The sequence below is a fragment of the Lysinibacillus sp. CTST325 genome, assembly GCF_054665055.1.
The window spans coordinates 601108-616376 of sequence record NZ_BAAFHO010000002.1 but is presented as its reverse complement, the minus strand read 5'-3'; the positions used below and the strand labels follow the sequence as shown (position 1 = coordinate 616376).

Below are 15269 nucleotides of genomic sequence, written 5' to 3'. Positions count from 1 at the left end.
GAAAGTAGAGGGAGAGAATGGGCGCAAATACACAGTCTATGATTTTTACGCTCTATGGCGATTATATTATGCATTACGGTTCAAAAATTTGGATTGGTAGTTTGATTCGTTATTTAAAAGAATTCGGTCACACAGAGCAAAATGTACGCGTATCTGTATCTAGAATGGTGAAACAAGGATGGCTGCAATCAGAAAAACGAGGGAATCGTAGTTATTATTTTTTAACAAAACGCGGTGAAATACGAATGCAAGAGGCGGCTAATCGTATTTTTAAATTAGAACCGACTCAGTGGGATGGGAAATGGAGACTTTTAATGTACTCTATTCCAGAAGATAAGCGACAAATTCGGGATGAATTACGTAAAGAGCTCTTATGGAGTGGATTTGGCTCCTTTTCGAATGGCTGTTGGATATCCCCGAATAATTTAGAAGAAGAAGTTAAACTCCTCATTCAAAAATATGATATTGCTAATCATGTAGACTTTTTTACAGCTGAATACATTGGCCCTCATGATCATGAAGCACTAATCGAAAAAAGCTGGTCGTTGGCTGAGATTGAGGCACGTTATGAGAAGTTTATGGATCAATATAGTAAGCAATATATTATCCATCAAAGTGCAATTTCAAGACAAGAAATGTCGGATGCCGAGTGTTTTGTAGAGCGTACAAATCTTGTTCATGAATATCGTAAATTCCTATTTATCGATCCAGGACTGCCACAAGAATTATTACCGCCAATGTGGAGTGGAAATCATGCTGCGCTATTATTCCAAGAATATTACAATTTATTGGAAGGCCCATCATGCCGTTTCTTTGAAGAAATATTCCATGCCGATAATTAAAAAATGAAAAAAGGAGGCAGGGGCATAAGTATATTTTAAAAGCAAAATTTAAAAAATTCACATCAAAAAAGTGCGAGAAATCAAAATTTCTAAAATTGATTTCTCGCGCTTTTTAAGGTTTTGACAAGTTTTGTCCCAACCTCTTTTTTGTTCTTGGAACGGTGGATGTAGATAAAATTCAGAAGTTGGGTGATAAAACGTGAAAGTTGGTAGATAAAATTTAGAAGTTGGTAGATAAAACTCAGAAGTTGGTAGATAAAACTCAAAAGTTGGTCGATAATGCATGGAAGTGTTTCGATAAACCAAGAAGGAACACTCTACTGATTGAAGCGAAAAAAGTTATTATCTATTTTCGCTATTTTTCAAAATAATCGAGTTCTGTCTCAGGCTCTGTTGTTGTGTTAAAATATGTTTTTTTAGTAAAATGAGGGGTTGATATCCGTTCCGGCTGGGCGCTTTGTAGCTGCCGCTTCGCTTTCGCTACAGATAAAACATTTGTTGTTGCTGTCGCTACGCTTTCGCACAGATAAAACAATTGTAGCTGCCGCTTTGCTTTCGCTACAGAAAACATTTGCTGCCACTTCGCTTTCGCACAGAGCAAAGCTTCCTGGGGGCGTCCGATGAGCCGTTTCGCTGCGCTGCAGGGGCTCGGGCCAACACGATGTTGGTCACGAAGGCGTTATTACAGGACGTGATGGTTTTAGCCTTCGTTCCTCTATCACGGATCTCCGAGGAGTCGCCTAGCCTCCACTCCAATCAACCACTGAACTTTAGCATGAATCTTCTGGCATGTTACTCTAATTTATAGGGATGAAAAGAAACTTCGGCAACTCATAGTGTTCACTTTTGAAATAAGCCCAATAGAAAAGCGAAAAGCCTGGGGCGGTATAAAGCGCGACAATCTTTACAAATATTTTCCCGACAATTTTTTTCGACACTACGAGAACGTATTCATTTATAGGATCATAATAGAAGATGTTATTTTGGCAGCATACTGTCCATTTTGAGAAACGGTTGCTTCCACATAGCATGTTTTTCGGCCTTGCTTGACAATTGTTGATTCAACCGTAGCCATTCCGGTGTGAAGAGGTCGGAAAAATGTTGTTTGCAAATTAATCGACGCAAATCCTTGATTACTTTCTAAAATTGAAGCCATCGAATAGGCCATCGTAATATCTGCTGCAGAAGTGATGAATCCTCCCATAACGACTTGATGCCCATTTAAAAAGCGTTCATCGATGTTCCAAGTGCAAACGGCTTTACCGACAATAGCTGATTTTACATGAATACCTAATGTTTTATCACATGCTGGTGGTTCAATTTCTCCATCAATCACTCGCTTTAAGTCGATCATAGTCGTCATAATTGAACACCCCTAACTGAGTCTTGGAAAGTATTCAGTAATGTCCGATTTAAACATTGCTGAGCATCATCCATCATAGTCTCGATAAGAGTCGTAACGGTCGGTAAGTCTTGAATAACCCCTGCGATTTGACCGCTATTCATAAAACCGCCTTGCTCATTGCCTTCCATAGCACCTTTTATATGATAGGTTTCGGATGTACGTTCTTGATAGTCAGCAAGTGTTATACCTTTTGCTTCATCAGCAAGAAATGAAGAGGTGAAAGGTGAACATAATACACGGCGCACCTGTCCGACCGAACGTCCTAGAATGACCGTTTCCACATCAGTTGCAGCAACTAGTCTTTGTTTATAGGTCTGATGTACTGGCATTTCCTGTGTAGCAATGAAGCGAGTTCCCATCTGAACGCCGGCTGCTCCGAGCATTAACGCAGCTGCTAAACCGCGACCATCGCCAACACCACCTGCTGCTACAACAGGTACAGAAACCGCATCGACTACTTGTGGAATTAACGTAAAGGTTGTCAATTCTAAATCGGAGTTAATGCCTGCAGCTTCATAACCTTCTGCGACGATCACATCTGCTCCGCCTTGCTCGGCCTTAATCGCATGTTTAACAGAGGCCACAACAGCAATCACTCGAATATGATGTGCATGCAATTTCTCTATATATAAAGTTGGATTACCTGCCGATAAAGAAACGACCGGTACTTTATGTGTAATAGCTAATTGCAATAATTCCTTTGTGTAAGGATTGACATTGATTGGCACATTGAGGGCAAATGGTTTTTGCGTTAACGCCTTCGTTGCCACAATGCGTTCTTCAACTTCTGACGGTATCATTGTCCCACAGCCAATTGTCCCTAAGCCACCTGCATTCGATACAGCTGCCACGAGTTTGGGACTACTGATATTCCCCATTCCCCCTTGGATAATAGGGTATTTTATTGCTAAGACAGAACATAATTGATTCAAAAATAGCACCCCCGTTAAAAATATGTTATACTAAATTCTAGCAAAATATTCAGAAGATTGAAAGGGTGATTTTTATGGAGATTACATACGCTTTAAAGAAGCCAAATGTTCATGAATCAGTATTTCAGGCACCAGGCACGTACATTATTGGAGATGTTACGGTTGGTGAACAATCGTCTATTTGGTTTAACGCTGTACTACGCGGAGATGAAGATAGCATCACCATCGGAAAACGTTGTAGTATCCAAGATAATTCAACTATTCATTTATATGAAGGGGCTCCAGTTGTTATAGAGGATGAAGTAACAGTAGGTCATCAAGTTGTTTTACATGGTTGCAAAATTGGTCGCCGCTCGATTGTTGGTATGGGTTCTGTTATTTTAGATCATGCTGAAATTGGAGAAGAATGCATTATTGGTGCAAACACACTTATAACACAAGGCTCAAAAATCCCACCACGTTCATTAGTCGTTGGCTCACCAGGGAAAGTCGTGCGCCAGCTGCAAGATAAGGACATTGAGTTAATTCAATTATCAATCGACACATACGTCCAAAAGGGAAAAGAATTTAAAGAAATAGTAGAGGTTTAATCTGCTTGTAAGGATTGAGTTCAATGTCGTCGTGTCGAACTTAATCCTTTTATTTTTCCACATTCGTTTGTTGGATTTGTAAAAAGAGGAATGATATTGAAAAAGTTCTTATGCGAAAGGTTATCATTTCTCATCTTTCCACACTATATAGTATTATTATGTTTAGAATTAAGGAGTGTGAGAGTATGAGATTTATTAAATTCCTTCTGATCATTGTCATTTTCCTAGGTATTATTGGTTATGGGGTTTATCATTTTGGTATGAAGTATGCATCGGATAAGGTAGTTGATACTATTTCAACAGAATTAGAGCAAAGTGGCCAAATGGATGAAATTAAAAATACGATTGAGCGTGACCCTCAACTAAAATCATTTATGGAAGAGGCTAAAAATGCAGACAGCAGCAAGTTGCCGTTTACAACAAAAGAAGAGGCTACAAAAGTAATCATTCAAAAAGTTGGTATTTCGGAGCTTAATAATATAAGAGTAAAAGTACAAGATGGGTCAATGACGAAAGATCAGGTCATTCAAGAAATGGAAGGTAAATTAACAGAAGAAGAAATGACTGCACTAAAAGTAGTTGTTTATAAAGAGTTATATAAATAAAACGTTGAACGACCATAAATAGGAAAAAACAGGACGTGCTAATGTAGCATGTCCTAATTTTTTGCCTTCTTAAGCGATGAAATTCTTTTTTTAAAAAATATTTGTCCCTTCTTTTAGGTCAAATCAGTATATAAGTTAATGAATGACTAAAAGTACTTATAAAACAAAAGGTGGGACATCATGGCAATATTTAGAGTTCTTAAAAAGGAGAATTATGTTGTGTTAGACAAAGGGTTTCTGAATGACACTCGCTTAAGCTGGAAAGCAAAAGGTTTGCTTGCTTACATGTTGTCATTGCCAGATGATTGGTCATTTTGTATTTCTGATTTAGCTACCCATAGCAAATGCAATCGTGAATCTACTGCTAACATTATTAAGGAGCTATCGAAAGCTGGCTATGTTCACAAAGTGCAGGGTAGAACAAACATGGGTAAATTTAGGAAAGTTGAACTCTCAGTGTTCGAAACGCCACAAGTTGAACCGTTTAGTGAAAATCCGATACCGGTTAATCCGGTGATGGAAAAACCGTTGACGGAATACCCGTTAACGGAAAAACGGTCAATACTAATTAATAATAAATCACTAAATAATAATTTACTAAATAATAATTATTATAATAGTCATTCTTCAGAAGAGAACCTTCCAAAACCACAAACAGCATTCCAATTTTATGAGCAAAATGGCTTTGGTTCTCTAGTCGATCATGTCACGTACAAAATCCGTCATTGGATGAATGAATTGTCGGAAGACCTTGTGATCCATGCTATGAAGCAAGCAATAGAGAACAATGTGCTTCGTTGGAATTACGTTGAAAAAATTCTACACGTTTGGACTACTAAAAAGTTTACAACAATTGAGGAAGTAGAAGCGGATAACCTTCGATTTGTAGCTCGAAAACAACAACAGCGTACTCATCAATCCGATCTACAAATGCATAAAGAGGTTGTCCCTGATTGGTTCCATCATCGCAATGGAAATTCCAGTGATATAGAAAGTGGGCAAGCTATTGATTTTGAAGCTGAACGACAAAAAATCTTGGAAACATTAAGGAATCTAACTGAGAGTGCAAGGTGAATAATGCAACTACTGCAAGGCTGAAGAGTTAAATTGGTCCAACAGCAACTTAGTTAGCCTAAACACCAATTGGAGTATCAAGTAGGGATGATATGAATAATGAGGAAATTCCAATAACTATCAAAATAAATCCAAAATTAACCAAAATAACAATTGAAATTTTTGAACGGTCATGCTAATTTTAAAATATGAATATAAATAATAATACGAACAATCAAAAAAAACTTACTTTTATTGAAGTAGCTAGGCAAACGCAAATTGTGGAATGTGCAATCGAGACAATTGCCAGTTTGGGATTTGCACAAGCATCCTTAGCCCAAATAGCCAAACGTGCAGGTATTAGTACGGGAGTGATATCCTACCATTTCAAAAATAAAGAAACGTTGATTCGGCATGTCATTGAAAAGGTCTATACTTCTGGCGATTCTTATATGCGCCCACTTATACAATCTGCCACTAGTGCAAGGGAAATGTTAAGCGTATACCTCGAAAGCAACATTGCCTTTATGTCTACACATAAGACGTATATGCTAGCTCTATTAGAAATTTGGTCTGGAATTCGCCCTGAGGAAGGAAAGGAGTCGTTTGTTTTAAATCTTCAGGAGGCAGCTATTTACGATTTAGAGCAAATTTTGCAATATGGACAAAAGAACGGAGAATTTCGAACATTTTCTCCCAGAGTAATGGCTATAACAATTAGACAGGCGATTGATGCATTGCCGCCACAAATTATGACGAACCCCGAACTGGATCTTGATACTTATGCACAAGAACTAATCACTTTATTTAAATTGGCAACCGATAAGAACGTAACTTTGTAAGCATAATTAGCAGGCAACTTAAGGAGGAAAATGTTATGACAGACGGGGATTCGGCCCTTCAACTGCTCGGGCTGAGCAAACAATTTGGAGAAAACACTGTTGTGAATAATGTCAACCTGACTGTGCCTTGCGGTTCATTTTTCGGTTTGGTAGGTCCGAACGGTGCAGGAAAAACGACTCTATTATCTATGGCAGTAGGACTGCTGCGCCCAGATAGTGGAGCGTCTAGAATATTCGGTGTTGATGTTTGGTCAAACCCTTTACATGCAAAGACGTTAGTCGGGGTTCTGCCAGATGGCATGTCATTGCCAGAAAGGTTAACCGGGCGTGAACTTTTGACTTACATGGGATTGCTGCGTGGGCTTGATACGAAGACTGTTGCCCAGCGTACAGAAGAATTGCTTGATATTTTAGAATTCCGTGATGATGAGTGTACGCTTGTTATAAACTATTCCACTGGAATGAGAAAGAAGATTGGTCTTGCAACGGCCCTTCTGCATTCCCCAAAGCTTCTTGTGCTTGACGAGCCGTTCGAGGCGGTTGATCCCATCTCTGCTTCAACAATTAGAACCATCTTGCAGAGTTTTGTTGCCAGTGGCGGTTCTGTCATCTTATCCAGCCATGTCATGGCGCTAGTCGAGCAGCTGTGTGATCACGTTGCTGTTATTGCGAAGGGGAGAGTGGCTGCTACAGGTCCGTTGGATCTTGTACGTAATGGAAAAAGTCTGGAAGAGGCTTTCGTTCAGTTAGTTGGGAATCGCCCTGGAGAAGGAAAGAGACTATCATGGTTAATGTAATGATTCGAATGAAAATTTCCTTGCTTCGCCACTCGATGAGCGGGGGACGAGCGACTCTCATGATTATCGGCGGGGTTATCGGTCTATTGCTGGCAGTTAGTACGATTCTGCTTGGTGTACTATATAATCATGAAACATCAGCAGATCTTATTTGCATCGCTTTTGGACTATGGATGATTGGTTGGATCATAGGGCCTATGTTAGTTGGCGGAGAAGGGGCATTGAAAACGGAATACTTCACGTTGCTGCCTATCGCCCAACGACGATTGGCTTTAGGATTGCTAGGTGCCTCATTCATTGGTATCGGACCAATCGTTAGCTTAGTCGCCTGTTTCTCCCTCATCATTTATGCAGTAAGACTAGGATTTTGGACTGTTATCGTTGCCGTACCTGCGGTGCTGTTGCAGCTAGTAATCATCATGCTATTGTCCAAAGTGGTGTTGGGGGTGATTGGGGAGGCATCGAAATCTCGTTTAGGTTTGGAATTAGGGGCGTTGATCATAGGAGCCGTTATAGCTTTTCTGAACGTCGGTTGGTATTTACTTCCCTCGGTTAGCCTATTCGTAGAGGAACCGTCGCCAGCGATTTCCTTAGCGGCTCGAATATTGCCATCAGGTTGGGCAATGGTAGCGATTGAAGCTGTAAATCGATCTCAGTACTTTTTAGCTGTAGGTGTTCTTTGTGGGTTGGCTTTATTGTGTGGATTACTATTGATGGCATGGGCAAGACTGCTGTCAGGGAGCACAAAAAATGAGGCTCGAATAAATCGTTATAGGAGAAATAAATCATGGTTCCTTACTTGGGCCAACATTCTAACGCCGAAAACTTCGAAAATTGGGGTGGTCGTTCTTAAAGAACTGAAGACTTGGATGCTTGATCCGCAGCGAGGGCGATTGTTGCGTATGGGGCTGTGGACTGGATTATTCTATGGCTTATTTGTATTGTTGAGCGGTGTTCCTTTATTCATGCCCTGGGTCGGCATAGTCCTTGTGATGTTCACTTGCATATTTTCGAACAATCTTTATGGGTTTGATGGAGGTGCTCTTTGGATGTTTATTACTACACCGGGTTCTGAACGAAACGATGTCCGGGGCAGGCAGATTGCATGGATAATGGTTGTAGCACCGATATCAATCGTAATATCTCTCATATTCCTTTATTTTAGTAAGTTGGACTGGGCGTGGGCATGGGTTTTGGCTTTGCTTCCATCCATACTGGGTGGAGGAGCGGGACTAATCTTGTTCCTCTCCGTTTACAAGCTCGTACCTGTGGCAGACCCGCATCGGCGCGGACGTGGAACTATCGTCTCTGGTGATGACATGAACGCAGGGGAATTATTTATAACCAATTTATTGTTGTTGATATTGCTGTTTTTTTCTTCGATACCTACATTAGTCATTTTGACCTTAGGGACGTTGCTACATCAAAACGTGCTAACATGGGCCGGTGTACCTGTGGGATTGTGTACCGGCTTACTTATCGCTTGGTATTTCGGACGCTTGGCATACCGTCGTTTGGAAGCTCTTGGTCCAGATATCCTCTCGATCATGCAGAGCGGCGGAATAGCTCAATCCGTGGATAACAAAGTAGCTAAAACAGACGACACATTCTCTAATCTATCTGCAGGAAAGTCCATTTTGGTAGGTCTACTCGTTACGATGGGGATTATCTTCACATTACCCCAGGGGATTGTGCCTATTATTCTAAAGCTTTCAGGCGTAAAGGTACGAAGTTGGTTTATTGCTCTATATCTTCCAGAGAACGTCCAATTACTTATATGCATCTTCTTTGTTCTAGCTGGTGTAAGTGCTTTGATTATAACTAGAAAAATAGTTCGTAAACATAAGAATACGCAGCGGTAAAACACAATGACCATTGATCTATTGGTAACAGCTTCGCTAATTACCTTAAAGATCGATCTTCCATTGCGCTTTTACAATTATGCCGGATTTCCTTAGAGTAAAGGAAGTTCGGCTTTTTGGGGGGAGATTGTGTAGCATATTTTGTTCATGTGTTGTTGGTAGGGAAATTTCCATACTTAAAAGGAGAGATGAGTTGGGTAGGTATAGATAATAAGTTAAAGGTCGAGGGCAGTTCATAGATTTTTTAAAGATGACAATTTTGTCAGCTAACTGTCATGTTCTGAAATTTAAGGTAGCGGAGAATTTATCTATACTCTTATGTAACGAGATTATTTCGTTATAGAAGAGGAGGCATAAGAAATGAAGATTATGAAATTCTTGGCAATTACAATTTTATTCACTACTTTCTTAGTTGGTTGTGGTGACAAGGGTGCTTTGATAGAAAAAGACTACTATGTTCAAATTAACGAGGAATTACAAACTCCAAATAGCAATGGCCATTTCGTATACGCACTAGAGGGCTATGATAAGGATGGAAATGAAAAGGTTGTAAGTTTTTTTGCAGAAAAACCTTTTAAAAAAGGAACGATTGTCTGCGTCCCTAGAAGCTTAGAAGGATATACTGGTGATCCCGAAGTAATGAATGTGGATGATTTACCAGAAAATATTAAGGGAAAATTTAATCAGAGCTAAATCCAAGTCACTATAAAGCCCAATTTCTTAACATTCAAATTAAGTAATTGGACTTTTTCATTCCATTAACTTTATAGCTATTAATCAAATATCGTATCTTTATGAGGATTTCTTAAGAATTCAAAAAGCATTTTGATTTGAGCATCTGTATTTCTCCCTAAAGAAAGGTTTGGTAAATTATCTTCATGATAAAAGTGTACTCCTTTTGTTTCCAAACCATTTCTTGCATGCCCATCAATAATCTCACATTGAATAAACAATTTATAATAATGATATGGTTGAGGTGGATGGGGGTGCCTATTTATATCCGATAAAGCAAGTAATTTCGTAGGAACTGCATCGACAGCTAAAAGATCAAGTTCCACCGCTAACCATGCGCATTAAAGAATATGACCAGTCGTTAAAATAACACACATTTTTTATTATTTGTTGAGCGGGGCCCTCATTTATAAATAATAAAATATAAGTGTTTCATTCTATATCATTTTTAGGGGGAGAAGTGGATAACTGACTGATAATGTTGTTTGTAAAATAAAGTGAATGGAGAAGAGAGGTTACTTAATGTTGAAATTTATCGGTTCTGGAAGTGCATTTAATACAAAATTAGGCAATACATCCGCGTATTATAAAGTAGGAAATCAGATGTTGCTAATTGATTGTGGTAGCAATATTTTTCACCGAATTAAGGAACATAATTTACTGGCAGGTATCGAGCACATCCATGTATTGATCACTCATACTCATGCGGACCATGTAGGAAGCCTTGCTGATTTTATTTTTTATAGCTATTATTGCCATGGCGAAATGGCAAAACCGAATGTATCTGTTTATTCCGTTTATGATGTAAAAATTGAAGAATTGTTGGCCATTAATGGCATTATGCCAGGAGTTCAATGTTTCATAAAAAAATGTCAATCGGATACACAGTACACACTTAATTTCTGTAAAATACTTTTCGAAAGATCTAGTCATGTTAAAGAAATACCTTCTTATTCAATTGAATTATCTATAGATGACAAACTTATTTATTATACAGGTGATACAAATAACCTAAAAGAATCTTTACGAAATCCAATGGCATACGATTATGTTTATGTTGATACTTGTAAAGCTGATTATGAGGGCAATGTGCACTTGTCATTACGAAAACTGAGTGAGTTAGTGAGTTCTGAAGTACGTTCAAAATTTTGGTGTATGCATTTAGATGAAGGCTTTGACCGTCAAGAAGCTGAAACGTTGGGGTTCAATGTTGTAACGAACGAATTTTAAGGACGTTCGCTATCAGGAAAGTGAATAGCGTCCTCTAATTCATTTGGTTAAAAATGGTTTATTAACGCGCTTGATGATAAAATTGAATTATTATCTGAAAGGGGGAGAGAAGAATGGGATTCTTTACTGTAATTATCGGAATCATTATTTTAGTAGGTGTGATTAGCTTAATAAAAAAGGAATTCTCTAATCATGATAGTTCAATAAGAAGTCATTCCAATCATTCGAGTACTCATATAGATTATAGTTCAACAAATACATTTGTATCCATTGAAGATTCAAATACACACAATTGCTCGGACAGTGTGTCTAGTTATAGTGATACATCTAGTTGCAGTGATAGTGGTTCGTCGTCCGATTAAGAGCACCCTGATATTTTATAAAATAACAATATAAAAAGCTGTAGCGTATGACAACGCTACAGCTCAGAATTGGTCTTGCCCTTATAATGGCTTAGCCATCAACAGCATTATAACACATAGAACTTAAAATCACAGTTCGAATGAGCGTTTATTTCAGTGAATTAAATATATCGTTGGATAGCTGACACAAATGTGCTTTAACTTCTTTCAGTATTATGCCTCGTCATATTTGATATAGCTATTCATTAATTGTTTCAGCAAATGTTTTTCGACCAGGATTAACTTTATTTACGATAACATTTACTTTACTAAGTGTGTCGGCTGTCAATGGTATTTTGCCATCTTTCTGTATTTTTTTCCATGCCTTTACGTTTGTTCGATATAGCTGCTCTGATAAGCGGAAAACATCAACATCCAATTGTAAACCTGCTTTATATGATGTTTTTATATCTTTTTTAACTTCTTTAATAACACCTTCTCTTATTTGGTCAGTAGTTACTTTTCCTTCGAAACCATTGATGATTGCATTTAATTTTATTTCCGCTTCAAATGTAACTTCATTGTTTTTTACAATTGGTTTAATTTTTGTACTTAATTTTTCTAAATCAACTGTTAAGTATTCTTTTTCTTTATTGTCTAATTTAATGGTTACGTCTCCTCGAGTTTTTTTATAATACATCCATTGGATACCTCTTGCATCCCCGTCATTTAAATAGCCTTTAAATCCATCCTTTGAAACTACTCCGAAACCTGTTAATGCAGTTTCTGATGTTGGTTTTTCAGTTGTTTCCCAGTTTTTATTAATTGTTACAAGTGGAACATTCACTTCATGACTCGGCTCATTTAAGAAGATGATAAGTTTTCTTAAATCAACGGGCTCTATATATGTTTGTAGCTCTTTCGTATGCAATGGATTGCTTAGCTTTGAAGCTGTTAGTGATTTATTTAATATCGGTGTGACTAAAAGAACATCTTTAATAGGGTCTTTAGTAACGAAAGATAATATTTGATATCTTGTTGCTCGATGACGTAAAAAACTGTCAATAACAGGAATGGAATTCTTATTTTTTAAGGCATCCTCAGAGAAAAGAATAAAAGTCATATGTCCCCAGAATACTTTTTGGTCGATGGAGCGATATAATTGAAAAAAGGCTTCTTCCATCGTTTTACCTTTAGCGTATCCAATTTCTGATGGTGCTGCTTGAGGGGTAGGCCCTTCAGATTTAGCTACATTCGCAAAATTTATGATTTGCATATATATTTCATATTGACCATCTTTATAATCGATACCAATTCCGTCAATATAGTACATTCTTTGTGGTTCAGTAACATCCCAACATCCAGAAAGTAATAGTACAGCTGCTAAACTTACTATTAACGTCATTTTTTTCTTCATTTTTTTGATCCCTACTTTTAGAAATTCTGTGTGATCTTGTGGAGTAAAGGGGTTTTGTTATAGTTTGGACAAAAAATGAGAGGATTATAAGCAGTGAAAAACTTAGAACAGCAATATTTAGCCATTTAAACACAAGACCAGAACTCATTTTTATAATGAGTCCTGGCGTATTTCTGAAAAAGCGAAGAGGGATAAGAAAATCCCCTGAACACTTTATATTCCTTTATTATCGCGAAGTTCTATAATAGTTCCTTCAGGTGCTTTTAACTTACAAAGCTGGCCATTTTCAACCTTATAAATAATTTCATCATTTTTACAAATAAAATGAACATTCATATCCTTCAACCGTTCTACCTCTTGACTAAGATTGTCCACCCATAAACAGAAATGTACAATGCCTAGAGCATTTGAATTGCATGTATCAAGATCTTCATTATACTTTCCAGTTTGGAGTTCAATATAAAATGCGCCAAGTTTTAACCAAGTATTAAAATGTCTATTGTGGAAATTTGGTGATTCCTGTGCTAGTTCAAATCCTAATACTTCAGTGTAAAAATTTAAAGATTCATCATATGTATTCGTTTGTATGCAAATGTGATGCACATATTTTTCAGCCATAAATTATTTCTCCTTTAATTTTATAGTCATATTTTAATATAAATTTGAAATGACATCTAACTATCTTTTAAGACAACTATACAACGCATTTCTTAGGGCAAGTTCTCTTGGTTCATTAGCCATGCCAAATCCATGTTTATTCATAGCGTAGGCATAACCTAATCCCTCGTCTGGATCAGCAAAGCAGAACGAACCTCCTGCTCCAGGATGTCCAAAAGAGCTTTCACTTCGACCGAATTGCATATTAGGGAAGTGTTTCCAAAATCCTAAAGAGTATGCTATGTCTATACAATTTACATGGTCGTAATAGCCTTCAGTTGGAGGCGTGGCGCCCATACAGAATAGCTTATTACCGAGGAAATAGCACAACATTTTCATGTATAAATGACGCCAAAATGGATAATTTATATATCGGAGGTGATAATTTTGGCAAAAGAAAAGCGCAATAAAAGTGAAGAGGACCAAGTAGAATTTGGCGCAGATTTAAGCCCTGACGATTTAGATGTGCGTGAAGAAAATGATCTAACTAATGAACAAAAGAACAATGCAAATAATGAAAAACAACACAACGAAAACACTTCCTCAAAACGTAATAAATAATTAAGGAAGAACGCATAATATTTTCTACCACAATCATTTGGGTTGTGGTAATTTGAATTGAGCAAGCTATTTGCTCGGAACATATGAGGGAACTAAATTGCTAAAGTAAAACTCCTTTTTATTAAAGCTTTTCTCAAAGATTGTTGCTTCTGGTCTGGCTATCTTCTTCAACTAAAGTTCCAGTTAGTTTAATAAGGAAAGCTTACTTATTTACTCTCTTAAATCAATTTTCCATAAAAACTCATTTGAAATTTTCTGTGCAATTTTCAATATTTCATCCTCCAAATCACCATCAGAGTTATCTGGAAAGTCAATTTCAATTAAATTTATCTCCATAAATTCATCTGCGGAATCATACGCATAATTACCTTGAAAATTAGCATTAATTCCTCGAATTATGATACTGGAGCCACTAAACTCCTTAGTAAACACCAGTGTACTTAGTTTAGTGCAATTCATATTTAATATTAAGAAATTTTCAATGACATCAGTTTTAATAAATAAGGCAAATTTATCTGAATGAATACTTATGTAATCGTACATACCCTTCCCCCGAATCAAAGAAACTTAAGTATTCGATAATCAGCTTACTTATTCCTGCATCTTATTGAATTATCCTGTTATCGTTAGTGGAATAGTAACATTCTTTTCGAATTAAAGGTATATCAATTATAATAGAGTAGAATTGTATATTTGGTTTTGTGCAATAAAAGTGAGAAAGGACAAATAGAATGACGACAAAATTTAAAATTGAACCTCCGCTTATGCCAAATGATTTGGCTGAAGGAACTTTTGAAGACATTTTTTATGATGAAGAACCATATTTATCGAATCAACGGATTACGAATATAAGCAGAGAAAATGATAATATTGACCGTTTATTTTTATCTAAAGTTATATTTCAAAAAGTATCTTTGATTAACTCGAATTTCAATAAAATTGATATGACTGATGTCATCTTTGAAAACTGTGATTTATCTAACTCAAAATTCAACGAAGGAATTATACATCGAGTTACATTTAAAAACTGTAAGCTGTTAGGTGTTGATTTCTCGGAGGCCAACTTAGGGAACGTTTCTTTTGAAGGTTGTATCATGAATTTATGTAACTTTGGGGTAGCGAGACTAAAACAAATTTGTTTTGAGCAGTCATCATTACGTGGGACAAGCTATTACGACTGCCAATTTAAGAAAGTGAAATTTGAACACTGTCATATTGATGAAGTTGATTTTAGTGACACGCCTCTAAACAATGTGGATATTAGTACATGCACTTTTGAACGATTAAATGTTACATTAAAAAATTTAAGTGGCTGTGTGGTTTCCACTGAACAAGCAATTGGCTTTGCAGAATTGCTAGGTTTAAAGGTTAAACGATAATATTGACTGGGTACTCGAATAGAT

20 protein-coding genes are annotated in these 15269 nt (G+C 37.1%); 12 read left to right on the top strand and 8 right to left on the bottom strand.

Annotated elements, in window-relative coordinates; translation table 11 throughout:
* Positions 1 to 17 precede the first annotated feature (17 nt).
* On the top strand, positions 18 to 842 hold the full coding sequence (paaX, locus tag ACYQ73_RS08600) for a phenylacetic acid degradation operon negative regulatory protein PaaX (RefSeq protein WP_460012095.1): 825 nt from the start codon (positions 18 to 20) through the stop codon (positions 840 to 842).
* Between the two features lie 355 nt (positions 843 to 1197).
* On the opposite strand, the gene ACYQ73_RS08595 is transcribed toward paaX, so the two are convergent.
* From ACYQ73_RS08595 to ACYQ73_RS08585, 3 genes are all read right to left on the bottom strand, one after another.
* The gene (locus tag ACYQ73_RS08595) at positions 1198 to 1413 is read right to left on the bottom strand and encodes a hypothetical protein (protein ID WP_460012094.1); all 216 of its coding nucleotides are present in this window, start codon (positions 1411 to 1413) and stop codon (positions 1198 to 1200) included.
* A 384-nt stretch (positions 1414 to 1797) separates the two neighbouring features.
* A complete protein-coding gene (locus tag ACYQ73_RS08590) occupies positions 1798 to 2205 on the bottom strand; it encodes a PaaI family thioesterase (protein WP_460012093.1) in 408 nt (135 codons plus the stop codon).
* Entirely contained in the window at positions 2202 to 3179 is a 978-nt protein-coding gene (locus ACYQ73_RS08585; RefSeq protein WP_460012092.1) for an NAD(P)H-dependent flavin oxidoreductase, read from the bottom strand. The genes ACYQ73_RS08590 and ACYQ73_RS08585 overlap by 4 nt, the downstream gene beginning before the upstream one ends.
* Before the next feature lie 74 nt (positions 3180 to 3253).
* Here ACYQ73_RS08585 and ACYQ73_RS08580 point away from each other — a divergent pair, with 74 nt between their 5' ends.
* From ACYQ73_RS08580 to ACYQ73_RS08550, 7 genes are all read left to right on the top strand, one after another.
* Positions 3254 to 3769, top strand: a complete 516-nt coding sequence (locus ACYQ73_RS08580) for a gamma carbonic anhydrase family protein (protein ID WP_460012091.1) — start codon at positions 3254 to 3256, stop codon at positions 3767 to 3769.
* Positions 3770 to 3954: 185 nt separating this feature from the next.
* Complete coding sequence (locus tag ACYQ73_RS08575; protein ID WP_460012090.1) at positions 3955 to 4374, top strand: hypothetical protein; 420 nt, start codon at positions 3955 to 3957, stop codon at positions 4372 to 4374.
* A 180-nt stretch (positions 4375 to 4554) separates the two neighbouring features.
* Positions 4555 to 5448 carry a DnaD domain protein gene (locus ACYQ73_RS08570; RefSeq protein WP_460012089.1) on the top strand — a complete coding sequence of 298 codons (894 nt, stop codon included), beginning with the start codon at positions 4555 to 4557 and terminating at the stop codon, positions 5446 to 5448.
* A gap of 188 nt (positions 5449 to 5636) precedes the next feature.
* Entirely contained in the window at positions 5637 to 6269 is a 633-nt protein-coding gene (locus ACYQ73_RS08565) for a TetR/AcrR family transcriptional regulator (protein WP_460012088.1), read from the top strand.
* A gap of 35 nt (positions 6270 to 6304) precedes the next feature.
* Positions 6305 to 7066: an ABC transporter ATP-binding protein gene (locus tag ACYQ73_RS08560; RefSeq protein WP_460012087.1), complete on the top strand. Its 762-nt coding sequence runs from the start codon at positions 6305 to 6307 to the stop codon at positions 7064 to 7066.
* Complete coding sequence (locus ACYQ73_RS08555) at positions 7054 to 8928, top strand: hypothetical protein (RefSeq protein ID WP_460012086.1); 1875 nt, start codon at positions 7054 to 7056, stop codon at positions 8926 to 8928. The genes ACYQ73_RS08560 and ACYQ73_RS08555 overlap by 13 nt, the downstream gene beginning before the upstream one ends.
* A 360-nt stretch (positions 8929 to 9288) precedes the next feature.
* Positions 9289 to 9621 carry a DUF1093 domain-containing protein gene (locus ACYQ73_RS08550; protein WP_460012085.1) on the top strand — a complete coding sequence of 111 codons (333 nt, stop codon included), beginning with the start codon at positions 9289 to 9291 and terminating at the stop codon, positions 9619 to 9621.
* Positions 9622 to 9701: 80 nt separating this feature from the next.
* Here the strand turns inward: ACYQ73_RS08550 and ACYQ73_RS08545 are convergent, their stop codons facing one another.
* Positions 9702 to 9986 carry an NUDIX hydrolase gene (locus ACYQ73_RS08545; RefSeq protein ID WP_460012084.1) on the bottom strand — a complete coding sequence of 95 codons (285 nt, stop codon included), beginning with the start codon at positions 9984 to 9986 and terminating at the stop codon, positions 9702 to 9704.
* Positions 9987 to 10161: 175 nt separating this feature from the next.
* Between ACYQ73_RS08545 and ACYQ73_RS08540 the strand changes: the two genes are divergently transcribed.
* Positions 10162 to 10890, top strand: coding sequence for an MBL fold metallo-hydrolase (locus tag ACYQ73_RS08540; RefSeq protein WP_460012083.1), 729 nt, complete (start codon positions 10162 to 10164; stop codon positions 10888 to 10890).
* 113 nt (positions 10891 to 11003) lie between these two features.
* The gene (locus ACYQ73_RS08535) at positions 11004 to 11252 is read left to right on the top strand and encodes a hypothetical protein (protein ID WP_460012082.1); all 249 of its coding nucleotides are present in this window, start codon (positions 11004 to 11006) and stop codon (positions 11250 to 11252) included.
* A 238-nt stretch (positions 11253 to 11490) separates the two neighbouring features.
* Here the strand turns inward: ACYQ73_RS08535 and ACYQ73_RS08530 are convergent, their stop codons facing one another.
* The 3 genes from ACYQ73_RS08530 to ACYQ73_RS08520 form a co-directional block, all read right to left on the bottom strand.
* A complete protein-coding gene (locus tag ACYQ73_RS08530) occupies positions 11491 to 12648 on the bottom strand; it encodes a Ger(x)C family spore germination protein (RefSeq protein WP_460012081.1) in 1158 nt (385 codons plus the stop codon).
* Positions 12649 to 12861: 213 nt separating this feature from the next.
* Positions 12862 to 13266 carry a VOC family protein gene (locus tag ACYQ73_RS08525; RefSeq protein ID WP_460012080.1) on the bottom strand — a complete coding sequence of 135 codons (405 nt, stop codon included), beginning with the start codon at positions 13264 to 13266 and terminating at the stop codon, positions 12862 to 12864.
* A 60-nt stretch (positions 13267 to 13326) separates the two neighbouring features.
* Positions 13327 to 13602: a serine hydrolase gene (locus ACYQ73_RS08520; RefSeq protein ID WP_460012079.1), complete on the bottom strand. Its 276-nt coding sequence runs from the start codon at positions 13600 to 13602 to the stop codon at positions 13327 to 13329.
* 81 nt (positions 13603 to 13683) lie between these two features.
* On the opposite strand from ACYQ73_RS08520, the gene ACYQ73_RS08515 reads away from it, so the two are divergent.
* Positions 13684 to 13866 carry a hypothetical protein gene (locus tag ACYQ73_RS08515; RefSeq protein WP_460012320.1) on the top strand — a complete coding sequence of 61 codons (183 nt, stop codon included), beginning with the start codon at positions 13684 to 13686 and terminating at the stop codon, positions 13864 to 13866.
* Positions 13867 to 14076: 210 nt separating this feature from the next.
* On the opposite strand, the gene ACYQ73_RS08510 is transcribed toward ACYQ73_RS08515, so the two are convergent.
* Positions 14077 to 14409 (bottom strand): hypothetical protein, encoded by a 333-nt coding sequence (locus ACYQ73_RS08510; RefSeq protein ID WP_460012078.1) that lies wholly within the window; start codon positions 14407 to 14409, stop codon positions 14077 to 14079.
* Positions 14410 to 14597: 188 nt separating this feature from the next.
* Between ACYQ73_RS08510 and ACYQ73_RS08505 the strand changes: the two genes are divergently transcribed.
* A complete protein-coding gene (locus tag ACYQ73_RS08505) occupies positions 14598 to 15245 on the top strand; it encodes a pentapeptide repeat-containing protein (RefSeq protein ID WP_460012077.1) in 648 nt (215 codons plus the stop codon).
* Positions 15246 to 15269 lie beyond the last annotated feature (24 nt).